Source organism: Pseudomonas sp. LBUM1653 (assembly GCF_059716115.1).
The window spans coordinates 4,338,572-4,359,243 of record NZ_CP166803.1; the positions used below are offsets into that span (position 1 = coordinate 4,338,572).

Annotated in this window: 16 protein-coding genes; 5 read left to right on the top strand and 11 right to left on the bottom strand. The window is 58.9% G+C overall.

All coding sequences use genetic code 11. The annotated features are described in order from the left end of the window. Positions 1–63 precede the first annotated feature (63 nt). The 11 genes from ACA054_RS19330 to ACA054_RS19380 form a co-directional block, all read right to left on the bottom strand. Positions 64–1,206, bottom strand: a complete 1,143-nt coding sequence (locus ACA054_RS19330; protein ID WP_497685689.1) for a hypothetical protein — start codon at positions 1,204–1,206, stop codon at positions 64–66. 239 nt (positions 1,207–1,445) lie between these two features. After that, positions 1,446–2,189, bottom strand: coding sequence for a WecB/TagA/CpsF family glycosyltransferase (locus ACA054_RS19335; protein WP_497685690.1), 744 nt, complete (start codon positions 2,187–2,189; stop codon positions 1,446–1,448). After that, on the bottom strand, positions 2,189–3,376 hold the full coding sequence (locus ACA054_RS19340) for a glycosyltransferase family 2 protein (RefSeq protein WP_497685691.1): 1,188 nt from the start codon (positions 3,374–3,376) through the stop codon (positions 2,189–2,191). Before ACA054_RS19340 ends, ACA054_RS19335 begins: the two co-directional genes overlap by 1 nt. Then, the gene (locus ACA054_RS19345; protein ID WP_497685692.1) at positions 3,373–4,575 is read right to left on the bottom strand and encodes a glycosyltransferase family 4 protein; all 1,203 of its coding nucleotides are present in this window, start codon (positions 4,573–4,575) and stop codon (positions 3,373–3,375) included. Before ACA054_RS19345 ends, ACA054_RS19340 begins: the two co-directional genes overlap by 4 nt. A gap of 68 nt (positions 4,576–4,643) precedes the next feature. Beyond that, entirely contained in the window at positions 4,644–5,555 is a 912-nt protein-coding gene (locus ACA054_RS19350; protein WP_497685693.1) for a DUF535 family protein, read from the bottom strand. Positions 5,556–5,574: 19 nt separating this feature from the next. Further along, positions 5,575–6,552 (bottom strand): glycosyltransferase family 2 protein, encoded by a 978-nt coding sequence (locus ACA054_RS19355; protein WP_497690339.1) that lies wholly within the window; start codon positions 6,550–6,552, stop codon positions 5,575–5,577. Positions 6,553–6,557: 5 nt separating this feature from the next. Beyond that, a complete protein-coding gene (locus tag ACA054_RS19360) occupies positions 6,558–7,082 on the bottom strand; it encodes a serine O-acetyltransferase (protein WP_008062132.1) in 525 nt (174 codons plus the stop codon). An 8-nt stretch (positions 7,083–7,090) separates the two neighbouring features. Then, positions 7,091–8,047, bottom strand: a complete 957-nt coding sequence (locus tag ACA054_RS19365) for a glycosyltransferase family 2 protein (RefSeq protein WP_497685694.1) — start codon at positions 8,045–8,047, stop codon at positions 7,091–7,093. Then, positions 8,040–8,657 carry an acyltransferase gene (locus ACA054_RS19370; RefSeq protein WP_497685695.1) on the bottom strand — a complete coding sequence of 206 codons (618 nt, stop codon included), beginning with the start codon at positions 8,655–8,657 and terminating at the stop codon, positions 8,040–8,042. Before ACA054_RS19370 ends, ACA054_RS19365 begins: the two co-directional genes overlap by 8 nt. A 110-nt stretch (positions 8,658–8,767) precedes the next feature. Further along, a complete protein-coding gene (locus tag ACA054_RS19375; protein WP_497685696.1) occupies positions 8,768–10,234 on the bottom strand; it encodes a GMC oxidoreductase in 1,467 nt (488 codons plus the stop codon). 267 nt (positions 10,235–10,501) lie between these two features. Beyond that, positions 10,502–11,884 (bottom strand): oligosaccharide flippase family protein, encoded by a 1,383-nt coding sequence (locus tag ACA054_RS19380; protein ID WP_497685697.1) that lies wholly within the window; start codon positions 11,882–11,884, stop codon positions 10,502–10,504. Between the two features lie 103 nt (positions 11,885–11,987). On the opposite strand from ACA054_RS19380, the gene ACA054_RS19385 reads away from it, so the two are divergent. The 5 genes from ACA054_RS19385 (at position 11,988) to ACA054_RS19405 (ending at position 20,187) form a co-directional block, all read left to right on the top strand. Beyond that, on the top strand, positions 11,988–13,514 hold the full coding sequence (locus ACA054_RS19385) for an O-antigen ligase family protein (protein ID WP_497685698.1): 1,527 nt from the start codon (positions 11,988–11,990) through the stop codon (positions 13,512–13,514). Positions 13,515–13,519: 5 nt separating this feature from the next. Next, positions 13,520–16,153, top strand: a complete 2,634-nt coding sequence (locus tag ACA054_RS19390) for a glycosyl hydrolase family 5 (RefSeq protein ID WP_497685699.1) — start codon at positions 13,520–13,522, stop codon at positions 16,151–16,153. 79 nt (positions 16,154–16,232) lie between these two features. Next, entirely contained in the window at positions 16,233–17,210 is a 978-nt protein-coding gene (gene galE, locus ACA054_RS19395; RefSeq protein ID WP_497685700.1) for a UDP-glucose 4-epimerase GalE, read from the top strand. Between the two features lie 268 nt (positions 17,211–17,478). Continuing rightward, positions 17,479–18,447, top strand: coding sequence for an IS110 family transposase (locus tag ACA054_RS19400; protein WP_497690340.1), 969 nt, complete (start codon positions 17,479–17,481; stop codon positions 18,445–18,447). Between the two features lie 714 nt (positions 18,448–19,161). Next, positions 19,162–20,187 (top strand): IS110 family RNA-guided transposase, encoded by a 1,026-nt coding sequence (locus ACA054_RS19405; protein ID WP_497685641.1) that lies wholly within the window; start codon positions 19,162–19,164, stop codon positions 20,185–20,187. Positions 20,188–20,672 lie beyond the last annotated feature (485 nt).

A 20,672-nucleotide genomic window follows, 5' to 3' on the forward strand; every position in this document is an offset into this window, starting at 1 on the left:
CACTCTAATACGTATGAATACAAACAACGCTTGTCATCTACGTGCGCAAAATCAAAACTCCGATCAGCTGCAACTAATGCTTTCCATGACAGGGGGCGATTTCAGATGACCATAGCGACCGCGTAAAGTCTCGAGCAGTTGTTCTTGTGGCGCCTTGGCGCAATGAAGATAGACCTTGGAGAGCCCTCCAAAACCCATTTCACGATAGCGCTCGGCGATATCCTCATCACTTTGCCCGTCCGGCAAACCCAGATGCAGGGTCAGTTTTTTACCCTCGACCGCAAACAGAGGTGTTTCCCAGAGAAATTGCGCGACGCCCACCTTGGGCAGTCGGACAAATAGATAGCCGTGGTTGTTCAGCGTATCGACATCACCGCCACGTCTTCTTTTCCATTCCAGCAGGCCATCGTCGGGACGCGCCAGGCAGGTGCCGATATCGTAATAGTCGAAGCCGTTTTCCAACGCCCATTCCAGCGCCATGAAGGTGGTGATCGAGTTGATCTCCCGTAGCTTTTTCGCATCCGAGTAGACCGTTTCCGGGTAGCCGAAACGGATCGTGCTCCAGTAGCGCTTGCCCGCGCGGGTAATCACGCAGCCAAGGTGACAGGCGACCACCTCGTCTTCCAGCAGCACCAGGTCCAGTCGCCCGGCGGTTTTCGCCACCCTTCGCACCTCCTGCTGTTCGATTTGCGAAGCAGACGTGCCATGCCTTGCGCTGGCATAAGGTTGCAGCATGCCCTGGTCGGCGCTTTCGATTTCGTCGTCGTTCAACGCCTGTTTAAGGCGATAGCGCAGTCGGTTCTTGCGAAGATTACGGCGCAACTCGGAGTTATATCTGGCGGTAATATCTTCGATCGATCTGCCCAGGGGTACAACAGCGCTTAGATACTGAGGCACGCACAGTGCACCCGGCGTCGGTATTTCACTGACAAACACCGTCCGACCTGATGTGTCCGGTTTAACTTGCTGATTGGCTACCTGAGGTTCAGCGCCCATGAGAACTTTCACAAATTCGCGCTGTGCCTTTCGACCCACATAGAGAATGTCGTAAGCACTGTCTTCACGCAGCTTGAACCTGACAAATTCCCAGCGCCAGAAACAGGCTCGACCGGCTATATCGTGGAGCCAGGCGTGGGTTTTCCTCAGTTCAAAGCGTACCGACGGCGTAATCAACTGACGCAACAGTGCCTTCACATGTTCTTTCATTTTGTATTAACACTAATTAATTAAGGAAAGATTATTCGAAAGTTCGAATCAAGGAGTTAGACACTGAAAAACAGGCTTCGATTCGATGGCGGTTGACGTCAAACTTCCGTCGCCTTTCGTACTAAAAACGACACAACTCCCGTATGCGCCAGCAAGTCGTCGCTTACATGAGCAGTAAAGATGCTACGCCGGAGTTTTGCAAGATATTACAGCGCTGACCGTGTCGATAAAGTCCCGACTCATCCGTCAGTCGGCGCGGTGCAGGCTAGCGTTCTCAATATGAACATTGGGTTACCGACCACGTAACGGCTGAACAGCCGCTTGGGCTCACTGGCCAGCCTGAATACCCATTCGCAGCCCAGGCCACGCATCCATTGCGGAGCGCGACTCACCTTGCCGCCGAGGAAGTCCAGGATCGCCCCTCCACACACGATCAGGCAAGGCACACCACTGGCCGCCAGACTGGCAGCAACAACTTCCTGCCTGGGCATGCCCATGCCCAACACCACCAGTTCCGGCTGATGTTGCCGGGCAAGGTCCAGGTAGGTCTCCACGTCCGCGAAACCATGGTGGGCGGAAACGACATTGACCGCCAATGCCGCCTCGCAATGCTTTGCCGCATTGCCCAGGAAAGGCTCTTGCGTGCCCCACAAAGCCACGCGCCGTCCTTTGTATGCCGAGAGTAATTTGGGGATCAAGTCCGTGCCGTTCATGTTCAGCCCCGGCACCCTGCCCATTCGGCGAAACAGGATCGACATGCCGGAGCCATCGCGTAGCAACACGTCGGCGGCCGCCAGTGCCTTGTAGTAGTCGTTGTCCTTGGCAACCAGGTTCATCGCATGGGCATTGACGAACCCAAGCACCGTCGCCCGTTGCGGCCTGGACAAAGCCTCGATCAAGCGTTGCTCTTGATCGGCATCAGCGACGACCCTGAGAGTCTGGATGATCGTTTGCCAGTTGTGTTGCCAGGCCAATGCACGCATCAGGAGTCGTCTCGCTTGGAACGCACCCATTCAACCTGGCGTTTAACCAGGAAGCCCAGGTACAGGGGGATTTTCTTCAGTGCGTAGAACGGCGCGTACAGCAAGGCAGAAAAGGAAATGATGGCGCGACCGAACTGGCTCCAAGCCAGCAAGATGCTCACCATCAACATTGCCACCCCGACAGACGCGATCAATGCCGGCAGCCATGCGCCGAACCACCAGAACACCAACCAGGACAGGCCAAACGCCGCGCCCAGCAACAACGTCAGCAAGGCCAGCGGTGGCACCAGCAGATCCAGGGTCATGGCCAGCAGGTTGAAGTTGCGCCGGGCAAGCGACTCCACGAGCAACTTTGGCGCGTCTCCCAGGATCACGCCCAGGTGTCCATGCTCCCAGCGCGTACGCTGGGTGGTGAGGCCTTCGTCACTGCGCGGGAAATAGCTGGTCACCAGCGCATCGGGGCAAAACAACGGCGGCTTGCCGCTACGACAGAAATCCAGGCCCATTTTCAGGTCTTCGACAATGTGACCACTGGCCAAAGTGATCAAGGGCAGGTCCCGCCAGACGAACGCCATGCCCGTGCCCATCAGCTGACAGGGCAAACCGAGCCGGGCCCAGCCTTGCGGCCGCACCCGATTCTTCACGCACCAGGCAAACTCGGCGATTTGCACCTTCAACCCGGAACCCGCCGGCGCACGCATCAAATCAAGTGCCTGGGTCGGCCGCCCCGAATCGATGCACTGTATGGCCAGGCGCTCGATGAAGCCCTCGTTTACCTGGCAATCGGCATCGACGATGATCAGCACGTCCGGCGTATCGCTGGCCAGATGACGCGCGCCAAAATCCAGCGCATAGCCCTTGCCACGCTGCTGATCATTGCTGCGTTCCACCACTTCGGCGCCTGCCGCACGAGCCACCGCGGCGGTGTCGTCAGAACAGTTGTCGGCGACCACTAACAGTCGGTCGCCCTCCAGCAGTTGCGGGCGCAGGGAATTCAATGTGGCGACAATGATCGAGGCCTCATTGTGAGCCGGTACCAGCACCGCCACCCGAGGCCGCGAGCGTTGCGTCGCCGCAAGCGCGCGCACCGGCAAGCCAGCCAGCAACACTTGCACGAACAGCACCAACACCGGCAGGAGGATAATCGCCAGCGGTACGCCGAGTAGCCAATTGAGGAATGTGATCATGCTTGCGCCTTGAACAGATGAGCCAACTTGGTCGCTTCGGTATCGATATCGTGGCGCTCCAGCACGCGCTGGTAAGCCGCCTCGCCCATGCGCTGCAACACCTCGACAGGTTGCGCCAGGCAGTCCGCCAGCGCCGCCGTCAACTCTTCCACCGCGCCTGCGGGAAACAGCCAGCCGTTCTCCCCCTGGCGCACCAGTTCGGGAATGCCCGCCACATAAGTCGTCAGCACCGGCCGGCGCAACGCCATGGCTTCCATGATCACCACCGGCAAGCCTTCGGCGAAGCTCGGCAACACCAGGGCCCGGGCGGCGAGAATTTCCGTGCGCACCTGTTCGCTGCTGATCCAGCCGGTGATTCGCACATGCGATTGCAAGCCGTGCCGGGCAATCAGTTCTTCGATCTGCGGGCGCATTTCGCCGTCGCCGGCCAGGACTATCTCGAACGCCACGCCTTGTTCAGCCAACCGGCGCGCGGCCTCAAGCAACAACAACTGGCCCTTCTGCTCACACAAGCGCCCCACGCAGACCAACCGCGGCGCGGACGGCACCGCCACCGCCGGCACATCGTGAAAGGCCCGCTCAAGGCCACAATGCACGACCTTGACCCGAGTCCAATGCGCATGGTCGACCCAACGATACAGTTGGCTGCGCCCATAGGCGCTGATGGCCGCGACAAACGCCGAGCGCCGGACTTTCTCGCCCAGATGAATGAACTGCGCTTTGTCGAACTCTTCCGGGCCATGCACGGTGAAACTGTACGCCGGCCCGCCGAGTGCATTGGCCAGCATCACCACTTCGGTCGAGTTGGTGCCGAAATGGGCGTGCACGTGCCGGGCGTCGAACGCCTGTACCCAGGACAACACGCGGCATGCCTCGAGCAAATAGATCAGATGGTACGGCCAGGGCCGATCGGCGCGCCGGCCCATGCGCAACGCCAGCCACAGCGTCGAAAAAAACCGCCGCGGCTGGGTTCGCAGCACCTGCAGCGCAGGCCGCAACAGCGCTTTGACGCCGCCTTCCAGTACATACTGGGTCTTGCTGCGCTCGGACTCGTCCTCGGCGTCCACCAACTCGCCGTCCCAGCCTCGTAGCGCGATGCGTTGTACCTCAAAGCCCTGGCGTTCCAGCGCCAGAATCTCGCGACGAATGAAGCTATGGCTGACCTTCGGGTATTGATTGATGAAATAAGCGATACGCATGGGCACCCGGCTTTTGTCGTCGAATTTGTACTGCAGGTACCCCCACAGTAGTCCAGTAACCGGTCACGTCAATTCACTGCGTAGCTGCCTATCAGCACCTTGTCGATCTTTGCAAAGGTATCGTCCAGCAGCTCATAGCGCCGGCGATACATGGCGCGTTTTTTTGAGGCAATGGTTTCCAGCGGCTTTCTGGACGATGCCATGGGAATTTCAAAAAAGTCTTCGCGCGCAGACGGTGTCGCCCCGTGCTCAAGCCAGATCGAATCATAATTGGCGGCCAGCTCCAGGGCTTTGTGCGCACCAAAATACGGGTGACGATGATGACGATAGACATCCCCTACCGCGTAGATTTTTCCGACACCGATATTGCCGGCGATGTACTTGATCACTTCAATCAGAAAGCTTCTGGGTCGCAGGCCTTCGAAATCCTTGGTGACATCCCTGTAGATGCCCAGCGACCTGTCGCTCTCGATGCCTTTATGGATGCCCTGCACGGCACCTATAAAGATACAAAGCTCACCGTCCGTACAACACAAGGTGAAAGCTATCGAGGCGATGCGCAAATCGCCCTGGAACAGGTTCAGCACCAGCTCGCCTTCACGCATGAACCAGAACGGACGGTCCAGCACCAAGGTACAACCTTCAGACCACTCCGTCAGATCGCTCAGGACCAGGCCGTCGTCGCGCCCGAAAAGCAGTAGCTGCGGGCAGCTTTTCGAGACCACCTCGTAATGCGAGGCCATGACGCCCAATTTGTCCTGGGAGCTCCAGCTTTTGCTGATGTAGGGCCAGTGGATGACGCCCAGGCAATCGCCGCCGAGTTTCTCGATACCGGTATCGCCCAACGCGTTGGACATACGACCGAAAAACAGATTCAGCTCGGTCCAGTTCTTGCCCACCAATAGCAGGAACTTGAGTTTGTTCTTCAATGCCCTCAGGGAATAGCCAGCGTGCAGGGAGAAGACGCTTTTGACGATCATCCAATAGTCCATCGAAGTCTCACTTGTATTCGATCAATGCGGATTTTCCGGCACCGAACCTGTTCAAAAGAAACTTGACCTGCCCGAACATCTCGGGAAATTTGCCCAGTACGAGGAAGAACGCCAGTAGCCAGTTTTGCCGCGCAGGGCCAGCGCCTCGCCGGGCCAGGCGCGCGACCTGCATGGGATAGACCAGCAGCACCAGCAGCCCGGGCCAGCCCAGCATCAACGTGGCAACGGCCGTTGCCAGCGGCACGCCCAAACCCCAGAACCAGGCCCGGCGCGACTCGCGGCGCCAATGGCGCTCCGGTGCGGCCCCGTGTAAAAACGCGCCCTCGGCAAAGGCATAACCGCCGCGCAGGGTACGCCGCCACCATTGGCCGAAGCGGGTCATGCTCGCATCGTGCAAGGTCATTTCTTCGGCCAGGCGCCAGACCTTCCAGCCCTTGGCTCGCAGGCGCACACAGAGCTCCGGCTCTTCCCCGGCAATCAGGTCCGGCCGGTACCCGCCGGCGGTGCCGAAGGCGTCCGCGCGCATCAGTGCATCGCCACCACAGGCGCTGGTCGCACCGGTCGGCGTATCCCATTCGAGATCGCACATCAGGTTATAAATGGAATGTTGCGGAAAGCGTTCGCGACGCCGCCCGCAGACCACCGCCACCTCGGGCTGCGCCTCAAGAAAGGCCTGTGCATGAGGCAGCCAGGTAGGGACCATCTCGCAATCGCCATCGACGAACTGCACATGACGCATCGACGGCAACAGGCGTTGCAGCCGGGCAAAACCTTCATTGCGCGCACGTGCGGCCGTAAAGGCAGTGCTCATGTCCAGTTCGACCACTTCGACGCCAAGCCTTTGCGCCATCTGTACTGAACCATCGGTCGAGCCAGAGTCGACATAGACGATCTGCTGCGCCGCACCGACCAGCGAAGCCAGGCAACGCTCGAGTCGCTGGCCTTCATTGCGACCGATGACAACCACGCCAATCCCCGTCATCAGCGTGCTCATGAGTATTGCTCGGCATCAGCGAGCTTGCGCTGCTTGATGGTCGCCGGCACACCGACGGCCACCGAGTTGTCAGGTACATCGGTCAGCACCACGGCATTGGCACCGATCACCACATTGTTGCCGATGCGGATATTGCCCAGCACCTTGGCGCCGGTGCCGATATCGACGTTGTTGCCCATCACCGGGGCGATCGGCTCCTTCACGTTCTTGAGCCCCACGACCACGCCATTGCGGATCCGGCAGTCATCGCCGAACTGCGCATAACCACTGATCACGATGCCGCCGAAATGATCGATGACGAAGTTGCGCCCGACCACCACCTCACACGGCAGCTCGATGCCCGTCACGATCTGCACCAGCTTGAAGAGCACTTTGTAGATAAAGGACAGCAATTTGCGCAACAGCGCCGGGCGTACGCCGTAGCGCCAGCGCCCGAAGCGATACACCAACATCACCCAGAAACCCTGGGCGCCCCAATCACCCTCGTACGCTCGCAAGTCCGCACGTATGTTTTCGAACATGGCCTGACCTACCGTGTGGGTTGGCTACCGAGTTTGGTTTTACGCAGCAGTGCCCAGGTCACACGTGTGTGTTGCCAACACGCCTTGATGGCGGCCCGACCGCGACCTTTCAACAAAGCCTTGAGCCCCAGGATCAGGTCACACAGGCCGACCAGCAGCATGTGCAAGGCCAACCCCGGCAAACCGTGATGCTTGCGGAAATACAACAGCTCGCTTTCGATTTGCAGCGTCTGCAGCTGTCGACCGTCCATATTCAGTTTGTCGACCGACTTGGCACTCTCGCCACCGATATGCACCACCGACGTATGCGGGTAGTAGACCACCTTGAACCCCGCCTGCTTGACGCGCCGGCAGTGATCGACTTCCTCGTAGTAGAGGAAATAGCGCGGATCGAACAAGCCGACCTTGTCGATCACTTCACGGCGGATCAGGTAATAACAGCCTGGCACCCAGTCACACTCTCGCACCGAGGCATGATCCCAGGTCAGGTCGTCGACCAATTTCACCCACGGGAAAAAGCGCTCAAGCCCGGCCGTCACGAGGAAGACATTGAGCGGCGTCGGAAAATAACGGCAGGAGGGTTGCAGCTCGCCGTCCCGACCGACGAGGCGTACACCGAGGATCCCGCAATCGGGATGAGCCTCCATGTACTCCAGGGTCTTGGCCAGGGTGTCATCGGACACAAAAGCGTCGGTATTGAGCAGCAACGCGTACTTGCCCTGCAGGTGTTCAACCAACTGATTATTGGCCCGACCAAAGCCGACATTGTCTTTATTGGCCAGCAACACGGCCTCTGGACAAATATCGCCCAGACAATCCAGGGAATTGTCCGCCGAGGCATTGTCCACCACCAGGTAGCGCGCGCGGTCGGCACTCTTGGACTGACGCAGCGCATTGAACATGGGCTGCAACAGGCCTGCCGTGTTGTAATTGACCACGAGCACATCCAGGGGCGCGCTACTCATTGACTTTCTCGCCGAAGAAGTACTGCGTTCTCATGGCCCTGAGCTTCGGCTCGTAATCCGGATCAAAGTGAGTGCCGCGCTGGCGGATGAGATCTATCCACGGATAGGCTTCGCAACGCTCTTCGACTTTCTTCATCAGATCGTCAACGGTGCAGAGCACCTTCGCCGGGTTACCCCCCACCACGACACCCGGCGGAACATCCTTGGTGACCACGGCACCGGCGGCGACGATTGAATTTGGACCGATGGTGACGCGCGGCATGACGATAGCGCCATAACCGATGAAACAGTTGTCACGTATATCGACCGCACCGACGGAATCGAGAGTTTTACCCGCGGTGACCTCGAACAGGCCAATGACTCCGTCGTGCCCGAACACTGTGCAATCGGACAAGCCGACGTTGTTGCCCAGGCGCAACAGCGAAGGGTCGGGGATGTTGCAGCCGGGATTGATCCACACGCCCTTGCCGACCGAGTGTATGCCTCCCCAACGCGCCAGGTAATCAGCCCATTCATAGCCAGTGGGGTGGCAAAACCTCTTGTATAAACCCTTCCCCCGACCCGTTTTCCTGACGTAGTAACGTATTGCACGCTTTGCTAGCCCAATCATCCTGTCAGCCTCACAAATGTCAGCGTTTCACATCGGTACCAAGACCAGATGCACCATGGTTGAAGTTTTTGTGGCACCCCGATTTGGTTGCTCTCCCTAGACTGTTTCACTCAAGAATATCTGCCTGTCGCAGGGCCCATTTGATGGTTGAGGTAGTCCGCCAATCGCAGCGTCAGCTGCAACAGCGGCATGGTTGGATTGCTCGCGCCGGTCGTTGAAAAAACACTGCTGCCAGCGACGTACAGATTATTGGTGCCGAACACTTTGCAGTTCTCATCGACCACCCCGAATTCAGGGGAGGTCGCCATCCGGGTCGTCCCCATGTGATGGGCATGCGGCACGACCTTCAGCGGCACGGAAACGTCATACACAGCTTCCTCCAACTTGACATAACCAAGCCCCTCTTCGGCAAAACACTTTGCCACCTCCAGGCCTATGCTTTTTATGGTCTCCCTGTCTTCAGGGGCGAGCTCCCAGTGGATGTTGGCCGTTCTCATCCCCAGGTCGTCGTGTTCTTCAGTCAACGAGATGCGACTCTTGCGGTTGGGAAACTGCTCGATCATCGTGGCGAGTTCCCCGTCACCGGGACAATTGAACTTGGTAATGAACTCGATCTTGTGCGCCATGCCTGCCTCGCAGGCCAGATTCTCGAAAAAGCCCTTGATTGCCGCCAAGCGTCCATAGGTTTCCACGGCCGACAACAGCGAAGCGGTGACATTGCCTTTACCGGAATGATGCTCGATCACGAACGCATCTTTGGTGTAGAACTGCCTGGCCTCCCTGCTTTCGCCGCCGTTGAGGATGAAGGTACCGAGGGCGATGTTCAGGTGTTCCATGAAGCATCGACCGACCAGGCCATCCTCGGTGACAACGCCGGCGGCGGCCAATGACTTGCTATTGAGCAACTGCCTGGCATTCTCGATCGCGCCGGTGGCCAGGATGAATTGCTTGGCCGAGATTCGCTCTTGCTTGCGCTCGTAATCGGACACTACGACGGCGGTGATGCGGCCAGTGTTGCTGTCGAAATCCAGGTCCACGCAATTGCAATTGATAAAGACGTCCAGGCCCTCGGTCTCCTCGAGTTCCTTGGCGTATTTTTGTGCAAAACGCGTCGGCGGACTGAGCAGGAAACGATCGGCTTCGAATTCATCGCTGTGAAAGGCCGCGTTGACGGTCTTGAATCCCGAATCCAGCGGCAAGTCCAGAATTGCCATGGCCCCTGGCAGATTACGCTCCATCTCGGAAAACGCGATGGGCCAGCCGGGCAAATTCACCGGAGGGGACAAGGTAAAGTCGGAAGGCTCGAAGGGACGGCAACGACCGGCCCAGTGGTTGGAGGTACCCCCCAGATAGCGCAGGCGGGTTTCTTCAGCGAAGACATCCAGCCCCGTGGAAGGACACTTGTAGAGGCTTTGCGAATACGGGGCATATTCGCGCCCCCCGCCCTCGAGAAGCACTACGCGCCAGCCATTGCCGGCCAAACGCAAGGCCAGCGTAATGCCAGCCGGGCCCGCACCAACGATGCAGAAATCATAGTGATCGCGCAGGTCTTTCTGCGTTTGGTAGTCTTTGATCATATATGCAGTTACCGGAAATGCGTGGCAGGTAACACCCACCCGTTGATAACGACAAACTCCGATTTTCCTGCAGGAGGCCGGGCCCCAACCCCGGAAAATTTCACCGCCAGCCCCCCCAGGCTTAACAGGGCAAATGCCCGAATGAGCCCTCTGCGACTGATGACAGAGGTATTCAACTCGCGTTCACTCATCACTCACGGCTCCTCGGGATCGAGATTGCATCTGGAATTTCAAAGGCGCCAGGTCAAGAAAACCTGGCCAACCGGTTCAACCGAAAAGCCACCTGGAAACGACCAGCACCAGCTCACCACACAAGGCCCCCACCACCAGCATAGGCAACACGATCAGTTCACGCTTGATATCGAGGATACCCACGCGACGATTGACATACACAACCAGCACCAAGGTCGGCAACGTATGCAGGGCGACTCCCCAAATCGCATATTCGACCCCGCCGATAGCCAATAACAGCGGCACCAGCACCCACAACGAAACAACCCGAATGATGTTGTCGATGGCCTGGTACTTGGTGAGCCCCAAGGCGATCCAGACTTGATTGGCCACGATGTAACGCATCACGAAAAAAGACGTCGAAAGAACGGCCATCATGTGGCCTGCTTGGGCATAACGGTCGTCGTACAACACCTTGATGATGAGCGGACTGGTGACCCAGAGGAACCCGCAAAGAAACAGCAGCGCAACGTCGACCATCATCTTGAAGCGGTAATACAACCTGCGCAGACGCTCGAAGTCATTGGTTCTCGAGGCCTCGCCGAAGGCCGGCAGGGCCACGGCCCCGACCACTTTCAATACACCGGTCTGAAGAGCGCCCAGGATCAGTCCGGCAATGGAATACACACCCATTTCGGTGACTGTCATGCTGCCGCCGAAAATGATCCGGTCACCCTGCATGGACAGTACGCCCACAGCCGAAGACAACAGTATCCAACGACCGAAGACCACCAGTTCGTCGAGCGCGGCGCGTTCCCACCGCAGACGGTTGGACGGTCCCTCAAACCAGAAATGCCCAAGCAGCGTGCTGGCCAAGGCTGCGGCCAGGCCGGCAGCCACCAGCGACCAGATGGAGCGGGTGAAGTAACCGATGGCCAACATCACCAGCAGGCCGACCACCTGGGAAAGAAATTCGGCGATCACCACTTTCTTTTGCTGGAAAGCGCGAACTGCCAGGTCGACTTTCGTCGACTGGAACCCATAGATGATCGCGGTAAGCCCGGTCCAGGCCAATACCATCGGCAACTCCGGTGCGGCGTAGGTGGAGCTGTGCGACCAAAAATCGATGCTTTGCGCAAACCAGGCAGCAACGGCGAGAAACAGCGTCAAGGCAAACAGCACAAAGCCGCGCACGATCTGCACGGTCCAGAGGGTATTGAGAAATACCGGGTCGTCGCCCCGCGGGCTCTGCAGGATGTTCTGGCGCAACCCCACATCGGAGAGCAGGTGCAGAATGAACAAGACGGTGGTGGCGATGGCGATGATGCCGAACATTTCCGGCATCAGCAGACGGGTCATCACCAGGTTGCCACCCAGGCGTATCGCTTGCGAAGTGACCAGCGCCCCAAGGTTCCATGCCCCAGCAGATATCGCTCGACGACGAAGGCTGAATGTTGGCGATATGTTAACTGAAGGCATAACATCAATCCCCGTATTGGACGACCCGAAAGGTACTATAGTCGCTATTAGGCAAACCACTAGCCAATAGCCATCGCTCTCTCATCAAATAAATCGGTAGCCCATGCCTGAGCACTTTCGCGCGTTAGTCGTCATCCTGGTCCTTGCCGGTATCGTCTTCGCTTTTGCACGGCGACCGGCGGCAGATCTGATCCCACTGAGTGATTTCACCCGTCGGCGCAACCTTTGGTTTGGATTGACGCTGCTAGCCTTTTTTTCCCATAGCTTCTGGGTGTACGCGGGCGTTACCGCAATCATTCTGACGGTGACGCGACAGCGTGAGCGCAATCCCCTCGCATTGTTTTTCATGCTGTTGTTTCTCATTCCACCCGCCAATGCGCAGGTCCCCGGCTTCGGCCTGGTCAACTTTCTTTTCGACCTGAACCATGTACGACTACTGGCGCTGTGCATCTTGTTCCCGGCTTTTCTGGCGTTGCGCAAGCGGCCGGACACACTGCCCTTCGGGCGCACCCTGCCGGACAAACTGCTGCTGGCCTACCTGCTGCTGACGTCTGCGCTTTTCCTGCGCCAGACCACGCCCACCGACACCTTGCGTCAATCGCTTAATCTGTTCGTCGACGTTTTTTTGCCCTATTACGTTGCCAGTCGCTCCATGAAGAACGTCAGCGACTTCAAGGATGCACTGTTGGCCTTTTTACTCGCCGCCATGCTGCTGTCGCTGATCGGTCTCTTCGAATTTACCCGCCGATGGTTGCTGTACAACGCGCTGACTGACGCCATGGGCGTGCAATGGGAAATCGCCACCTATCTCAGCCGTGGCGGCTCGCTGCGCGCCAGCGTCACCACTGGCCAGGCCATTGCGCTGGGCTATGTCATCGCCGTGGCCATCGGCTTTTACCTGTTCCTGCAGGAGGGTGTGCGCAGCAAACTGCAGCGACGACTCGGTGCCCTGCTGCTTGCCGGAGGACTGTTTGCGCCGCTGTCGCGCGGCCCGTGGATCGGTGCCGCCGTCATAATCATCATGTTCATCGGCACCGGACGTTATGCGGTCAGGCGCCTGGTGCTGCTCGGGGTCGCCGCCTTGCTCGCCCTGCCCCTGTTGGCCATCTTGCCCGGCGGACAGAAAATCCTTGATCTGCTGCCCTTCATCGGCTCTGTAGAAGCCGAGAACATCACCTACCGCCAGCGCTTGATCGATAACTCGTTGATCGTCATCCAGCGCAATCCATGGCTGGGTTCCTTCGATTACCGCAGCACCCCTGAAATGCAGTCGATGATCCAGGGCCAGGGCATCATCGACATCGTCAACACCTATATCGCCATCGCCCTGCAAATGGGCGTTATCGGGCTGTCGTTGTTCGTGGGTTTTTTCGGCACGATTGTGCTCGGCATTCGCAAGGCGATGCGTTCGTTCCCCAACCCGGACGATGAGTCACGCCGACTCGGACGTGCCTTGCTGGCGACACTGGCCGGGATATTGGTGACCATCATCACCGTCAGCAGTATCACGGTAATCCCCGTGGTGTATTGGTCGGTAGCCGGGCTGGGCGTGTCCTATGCTCAGATGGCGCGCAGGCTCAAGCGCGCCGAGACCGCAAGCAGCAAGAGTACCCTCCAACGGACCTGGTAACGCTCATGACATGTTTTTTTTACCGCATGCCTTTGCTGTCAGTCTTTCTCCTGTTTCTTGTCATTTGGCCATTCAGCACCCGGGCATCGGAGTGGGTCGCCAGCGTGGATGAGCGCAGCGGTCTGCCCCAGGTCACCCGCGGCGGCAGTCCTGCCGTTGCCTCTCAATTCGTCTTCTGGGGCGGCAACTGGGACTGGGCGGATTTCACGCCCTCGCTCAAGGTGATCTCGCCCTATGTCTACGCCATGGAAGGCAAGAGCCAAATACTGGATTTCGACGCGACCGGGCAGATTCGCAAGGAAAACGAGCAGACGTTGAGCATGAACCTGGTCCTGAATGCCCGCAGCCTCAAGTCGAACGTGATGGGCGGGGGCATCGTCTTCAACTTCGACCCGGCCCTGGCCGAAGAAATGGGCGAGCCAGTGTTGCTGCCCGGCAACCGTGGCTGGTCCTGGGGCAATGCCCAAGGGCGGCGCATCGAGATGCGCTTCGAGCCCGCGCTGGCAACAGTGTATTTCGAACCCGGTGATCGATCACAGGTACGGGCGTTCCTCTACAAGGACCGGATCAAACCCGGTCGCGAAACCTTCAAAGCCACGTTTAGCGTGTCCGGTGATGTGGCGCTGGGTCCGACCGCCGCCGAGCGCTTCGGGATCGCGGACCCGAAGAGCTGGCCGAGCGACCGGCTGGACTGGAAAACCGCACCGGTCGACCTGTCCTTTCTCAATGCCCAGGAAAAGCCCGCGGGCAAGCGCGGCTTCGTCAAGGCTTCCGGCGAACAACTGCTGTTTGCCGACAACACCCCGGCACGCTTCTGGGGCACCAACCTGTCGGCCTATACGCTGTTCCGCACGCCGGACGATGCGATCAAGCTCCAGGCCAAGCGCCTCTCGGCCCTGGGTTTCAATCTGGTGCGGCTGCACCACCATGACTCTCTGTGGGTCCTCCCCAACATCTTCGGTGACGGCAGGGTCGTGCATGATACCCAGCACCTGAGCGCAGAATCGCTGAAGAAGCTCGATTTGTGGATCAAGTGCCTAAAGGACGAGGGCATCTATGTCTGGCTCGACATGCACGTCGGACGAGCCCTCTGGGCGAACGACAACATCTTTGGCTTCGACGAATTACCGAAGAACCAGTATGGCATCGCCGACCTCAAAGGCTACGCCTACGTAAACGTCACGATCCAGCAGGCCATGAAACGCTTTGCCAAGGATTATATGAGCCATGTCAACAGCTATACCGGCCTCGCCTACAAAGACGATCCGGCGATTGCCGCCGTGCTGATCACCAACGAAAACGACATCACCCAGCACTATGGCAACGCCCTGTTGCCTGACAAGGATGTGCCCCGTCACAACGAGCTGTACATGAAGGCAGCCAAGGCCTTTGCCAAACAGCACGACCTGTCGGAAAACCAGACCTGGCGGTCCTGGGAGCCTGGCCCCGCCAAGCTGTTCCTCAACGACCTGGAACGGCGCTTCAACGTAGACATGATCCAATCCCTGCGCGAGACAGGCGTGAAAGTGCCGATTGCCACTACCAGCAGTTGGGGCGGCAACGGCCTGAGCGCCCTGCCGGCCCTGACCGCCGGAGACGTGGTCGACGTGCACATCTACGGTGGTCCGGGAACGCTTGAGAAAAACCCGCTGACCAGCGCCAGCCTGGTGGACTGGATTGGCGCCGGCCAGGTCGTCGGCAAACCCCTGACCGTCACGGAATGGAACAACGAGCCCTTCCCGATAGCCGACCGCCACTCGCTGCCACTCTATATGGCCGGCACGGCCAGCCATCAGGGCTGGGACGCGCTGATGCAATATGCCTATAGCCAGGACGAACTCACCGAGCAAGGGATGTCGGCGGGCAACTGGCATGCCTATAACGACCCGGCCATGCTGGCTACCCTGCCCGCCGCCGCCTTGCTTTATCGTCGCGCCGACGTTCACGAAGCGAAGACCACCTATGTCTTCGCGCCGACGCCAGAGACCCTGTTCAACCAAAGCATTACACCGGCCAACTCGGCCCTGCTGCGCACCGCCATGGAGAAAGGCAAACTGCAGATCGCCATGCCACGGACGCCGCAACTGCCCTGGTTACAACCGGGCATCATCGCCAGTAACGCTCAGGTGTTTCATGACCCGGCACAGTCGCTACTGGACGCCACGGCCAGCGAGTCCACCACGGACACCGGTGAACTCAAGCGCAACTGGAAACAAGGCATCTACACCATCGATACGCCCCGCACCCAGGCGGCAACAGGCTGGATCGGCGGTGAGTCGATCAAGCTGGGCAGTATCCAGGTGCAAATCAAAACCGCCTACGCCAGCGTAGTGGCGCAAAGCCTGGACGGCGCGCCCGTCGGCAAGTCCGCGGACCTGCTGATTTCCCTGGGCACCCGGGCCATCCCCAAGGACGACAACAAGACGCCTTTCTACGTGGAGCCCCTCGAGGGCACGCTGACCATCCAGGCCCCCCCGGGCTTGACCCTGTTTACCCAGGGCGGCCCCCTTGGGCAACTTAAAAAACTGCCTGCAACCTACCTGGATGGCCGCTACACGATCATGTTCGACGGCCTGCAGGCGTCCAATTGGCTGTTCCTGAAAAAAAATCCATCGCAAGCGAGTGACAGTCTCAAGTGACCTCGCAGGTCACTTGTCGCTTTTGAAGGACGGGTCAGGCGCCTCGCGCTGACACCGCAACGATGTCAAGGAGAGCTGCATGAAATTTCTGGTGATTGGCGGCGCAGGCTACATCGGTTCACACATGGTCAAGCAGCTCCTTGGCGCGGGGCACGAACTGGTGGTGGCGGACAACTTTTCCACGGGCTATCGCAGCGCGGTGCTGGGCGGGATACTGGTCGAGCTCGACATTGCCGACGCCCAGGCGCTGGACGCCTTGTTCGGCACTCACCACTTCGATGCCGTGTTCCACTTCGCCTCCTTCATCCAGGTGGGCGAGTCCGTTACTGAACCGGCCAAGTATTACCAGAACAACCTGGCAGCCACCCTGACACTGCTCAAGGCCATGGTGCGCGCCGGGGTCAAACGCTTCATCTTTTCCTCGACCGCCGCCGTCTATGGCGACCCGGAGTATGTGCCGATCGATGAAGCGCACCCCAAGGCCGCGATCAACCCCTATGGTCGCACCAAGTGGATGGTGGAGCAGATGCTGGAAGACTTCGACCGCGCCTACGGGCTCAAGTCTGTGTGCCTGCGCTACTTCAACGCCGCCGGCGCGGACCCCGATGGACAGTTGGGTGAGCGCCATGAACCGGAAACCCACCTGCTGCCGCTGATCCTGCAGGCCGCCTCCGGACGGCGCAAGACCATCACCGTCTATGGCTTTGACTACGACACGCCGGACGGCACCTGTATTCGCGACTACGTCCACGTTGTCGACCTGGTGGCCGCTCACGCGCTGGCCGTGGACTATTTATTGGCGGGAGGTGCCAGCACGGCTTTCAACCTCGGCAATGGCCAAGGCTTCTCGGTCCAGCAAGTGATCGACACGGCACGCCGCGTGACCGGCCGGGACATCTTCATCAGTGAAGCGTCACGCCGAGCAGGCGACCCGCCACGGCTGGTGGCGGATGCGCGAAGGGCTAACAACTTGCTGGGTTGGCAGCCGCGGTACGCCACGCTGGAACAGATCGTGGCGCATGCCTGGGCGTGGGAGAAGAAGTATCCCTGGCATTGAAGGCGGCGTGTTTAGTCAACAGAATCCAGGTTGGCTTGGAGGCCGACTTCGCTGGCAAGCCAGCTTGTATGGTAGGACTTGAAGGGGGGAGGAGGGACAAAGCCAGATTCTGACTGTTACTAGCAGTACAGACCGTGGGAGATTTCGCCCCTCCTCCTTTCACCCAAGCGCCGATAAAGAATGCTTCTGGTTCGACCGACGATAGAAACAAGCCTGCGCCTCTGGGTGACCCCAACAAGTGCTCAAACTTTATCCCGGAGGATATTCGATGGCAATGCAGGTTCTCGTCACCAAACCGATTGTAGGTGTGGACGTCGCCAAGGATGAACTGGTGATCTATCGCGCCGAACTCGATCTGCTTGAGACCATTCCCAACAACAAGACAGCCATCAAGAAGTGGCTGAAAGCGTTATCGGGAAGCGCAGCCATCGCCATTGAAGCCACCAATATTTATCACGTAGTGTTCGTCGATCTGGCCTATGAAGCCGGCTGCGACGTTTACATGGTCGACGGCTTTGAACTAAGTCACTATCGCAAAGGGGTGAAAATCCGCGCCAAGACTGACGCAATCGATGCTCGTCTGCTGGCCCGTTACCTGAAAAACGAGGCTGAGGAACTGCGTCCATGGACGCCTCCACCGCCGCTTTACCGTCAGCTCCTGAGCTTGTTCCGTCGGCGTGCGGCATTGGTTCAGGCGCGTACCGGCCTGGCGCAAAGCTGGGCCAATGAACCGCTGCTGAAAACGGCGTTTGCCGCCCAGGTACGCTCGATGCAAAGACTCGAAGCCCTGCTTGAGAAGATGATCAAGACCCTTCTGGAAAAAGCCGGGCTGATGGATCAACTCAAGCGCTGCATGAAGATAGAAGGTGTCGGCTTTCTGACTGCAGCTCGGCTGCTGGCGTCTTTCCAGCGGGGTGAATTTGGTGGTGGCGATGCCTTCATCGCCTTTCTTGGACTGGATTTGAGGGTGGCTAAATCAGGCAAGAAACAAGGACGCCCCTGTTTGACCAAGCGCGGGGATGGAGAGGCTCGTCGGCTGCTCCACAACGCTGCCATGTCTGCGAGTCGTACAGCGGCTTGGAAACCCTACTATGAAGAGCAAAGAGCCCGAGGCTTCAGCACCACCCAGGCCTTGGTGATACTGGCTCGCAAGCTGGCCCGAGTCGTATTCGCCCTGCTGAAAAACCAGAGCGAATACGAATCTAAAGGCGGTTTGAGGGCTTCCCCTCAACCATAGAATCTCCCACAGTTTGATCGAGTACATCCGCGAGCGACTGGTCGGCTGCCAAGCCGCCATCGCGAGCAAGCTCGCTCCCACAGGGGACCCAGTACATCCGCCAGATTCAGGTCGGCTGGCAGGCCGCCTTCGCGAGCAGGCTCGCTCCCACAGTGGGTCGGTGTACACCCTCCGCTCTTCACCACTCATCAGGCCGAGCGTTAGCTCGCCTTCAGCTTTTGATCTTGATCTGCCGGCCCCTTCGGGAGGCCTCGTTCCGGCGTTCAGCCGGGGGTGGGCGCGTAGCGCGGTGCGGCGAACAGCAACAGCACAAGCCAAGCAACAACCAGATCAAAAGATCGCAGCCTTCGGCAGCTCCTACAGGGAATCGGGTACACCCGCAAAATCAGGTCGGCTCGTAGGCCGCCTCGCTTTTGTTTTGGCTTTTGATTTTCTTGCCACATCGAGAGGCCGAGTGGAGGTTCTGCGCAGTGGGTAAACCGGCATGGATGCCGGGTTAGCCGCGCTGGGCCAAGGATGGCCCATCGCGGCGGGCCCACGGAGCAGGACCGGAGCGAGGGCATGCCGAGCATTAGCGAGGCACCGAACGCCAGGGGCAAGAGCCCTTGGTTACTTGGGGCTCTTCCAAGTGACTCACTAATGAAATGGCTACCCCCGCCGCCCCCGGTGATCGCCCACTAAGCTTTCACCGGGGGCTCACCGGAGACCATTGCCATGAACAAAGTAGCTATTGCCGCCATCGACCTGGGAAAACACACCTTTCATTTGCATGCTCAAGATGATCGCGGGCATGAGCTCTACCGCAAAAAATTTACGCGTACCGCGCTCATCCAGCATCTGGCAAATGTCGAGCCTTGCACCGTGGTGATGGAAGCCTGTGGCGGAGCCCATTTCATGGCACAGGAGGTCGCAAAGCTTGGACATTTACCCAAGCTCATTGCCCCTCATCTTGTACGTCCCTACGTGAAAAGCAACAAAAACGACTTCGCCGATGCCGAAGCGATCTGCGAGGCAGCGACTCGCCCGACGATGCGCTTTGTGCCGCCCAAAACCCAGACCCAGCAGGTGCTGGCCATGTCCAACTCGATACGCGATGCGTTCATCAAGGATCGCACCGCAACCGCCAATCGGATTCATGCAGCCCTTCTGGAGGTTGGCGTCAGCCTGGCCCCCGGCTTCAAATCGATCAACACTCTGCCGGCGCTGCTTGAGGCGAGTTCAATGTCTGAGCCCTTCAAAAAAAATCTGACGAGGCTGTATCGACATTTCAAGAATCTGGAAGAGGAGATCAAGTCGCTGGACAAGGAGTTGCAATGCCAGGCCGCTGAAGATGATCTGGCATCTCGCTTGATGACCATGCCGTGCGTCGGCCCGATCACCTCCACCGTCCTGGCCGCCGAGTTGGGCGATGGCAAACAGTTCAAATGCGGCCGAGGCTACTCGGCCTCAATCGGCCTGGTGCCCAAGCAGCATTCCACGGGTGGCAAGAGCGTGTTGTTGGGCATCAGCAAGCGCGGAGATCGCAACCAGCGACGCTTGCTGGTCCAGTGCGCCCGGGTGTACCTGATGCATCTGGACCACCAGAAAGGCTGGCTGGCGGACTGGGTCCGGCAGCTACTGGCCCGCCATCATTCCAACCACGTGGTTTGCGCGCTGGCCAACAAGCTGGCGAGGATCGCCTGGGCGATTGCGGCACACCATACTGAATTCGATGCAGGGCCAAGCGCGATGAACGCCTGACCCTGCTGTCACCCGAGCACCACCCACCTGGTTTTGCGATGCTGGATAACTGATGACGTGAACGGCCAACCGGCCTGACGACAACCCTGGGCTCTTACACGGCTGAAAGGCCGTCTCGCTAATAAGGATCGTTGGGCATCGATTCTCATCGAGGCGCGGGGCGACACCCCCACTCAGACGCCGAATAGATGAAAGCAAGCCAAACACGCATCAAAAACAGTATTGCAGAAAAGGGGGTAACCATAGATGTAAGAGCGAAACCATAGGTGGCCGTTACCGCAGGAATGGATATGTACGCGCTCAACAAACAACAGGTCGGATGTCAGGCCGCCTTCGCGAGCAAGCTCGCTCCCACAGTAGATCGTGGTACATCCGCGAGCGACTGGTCGGCTATAAGGCCGCCATCGCTAGCAAGCCAGCTCCTACAGAAGATCGGGTACAGCCGCGAACGATCGGTCGGCTATTAGGCCGCCATCGCTAGCACG

What these genes read in the sequence shown, in the direction of transcription:
- ACA054_RS19370 (WP_497685695.1), bottom strand. Translation starts at nt 8,657, where the DNA reads ATGATTGGGCTAGCAAAGCGTGCAATACGTTACTACGTCAGGAAAACG.
- ACA054_RS19400 (WP_497690340.1), top strand. Translation starts at nt 17,479, where the DNA reads ATGGCAATGCAGGTTCTCGTCACCAAACCGATTGTAGGTGTGGACGTC.
- ACA054_RS19360 (WP_008062132.1), bottom strand. Translation starts at nt 7,082, where the DNA reads ATGTTCGAAAACATACGTGCGGACTTGCGAGCGTACGAGGGTGATTGG.
- ACA054_RS19335 (WP_497685690.1), bottom strand. Translation starts at nt 2,189, where the DNA reads ATGCGTGCATTGGCCTGGCAACACAACTGGCAAACGATCATCCAGACT.
- ACA054_RS19390 (WP_497685699.1), top strand. Translation starts at nt 13,520, where the DNA reads ATGACATGTTTTTTTTACCGCATGCCTTTGCTGTCAGTCTTTCTCCTG.
- ACA054_RS19345 (WP_497685692.1), bottom strand. Translation starts at nt 4,575, where the DNA reads ATGCGTATCGCTTATTTCATCAATCAATACCCGAAGGTCAGCCATAGC.
- ACA054_RS19340 (WP_497685691.1), bottom strand. Translation starts at nt 3,376, where the DNA reads ATGATCACATTCCTCAATTGGCTACTCGGCGTACCGCTGGCGATTATC.
- ACA054_RS19405 (WP_497685641.1), top strand. Translation starts at nt 19,162, where the DNA reads ATGAACAAAGTAGCTATTGCCGCCATCGACCTGGGAAAACACACCTTT.
- ACA054_RS19385 (WP_497685698.1), top strand. Translation starts at nt 11,988, where the DNA reads ATGCCTGAGCACTTTCGCGCGTTAGTCGTCATCCTGGTCCTTGCCGGT.
- ACA054_RS19380 (WP_497685697.1), bottom strand. Translation starts at nt 11,884, where the DNA reads ATGCCTTCAGTTAACATATCGCCAACATTCAGCCTTCGTCGTCGAGCG.
- ACA054_RS19350 (WP_497685693.1), bottom strand. Translation starts at nt 5,555, where the DNA reads ATGATCGTCAAAAGCGTCTTCTCCCTGCACGCTGGCTATTCCCTGAGG.
- ACA054_RS19375 (WP_497685696.1), bottom strand. Translation starts at nt 10,234, where the DNA reads ATGATCAAAGACTACCAAACGCAGAAAGACCTGCGCGATCACTATGAT.
- ACA054_RS19365 (WP_497685694.1), bottom strand. Translation starts at nt 8,047, where the DNA reads ATGAGTAGCGCGCCCCTGGATGTGCTCGTGGTCAATTACAACACGGCA.
- ACA054_RS19330 (WP_497685689.1), bottom strand. Translation starts at nt 1,206, where the DNA reads ATGAAAGAACATGTGAAGGCACTGTTGCGTCAGTTGATTACGCCGTCG.
- galE (WP_497685700.1), top strand. Translation starts at nt 16,233, where the DNA reads ATGAAATTTCTGGTGATTGGCGGCGCAGGCTACATCGGTTCACACATG.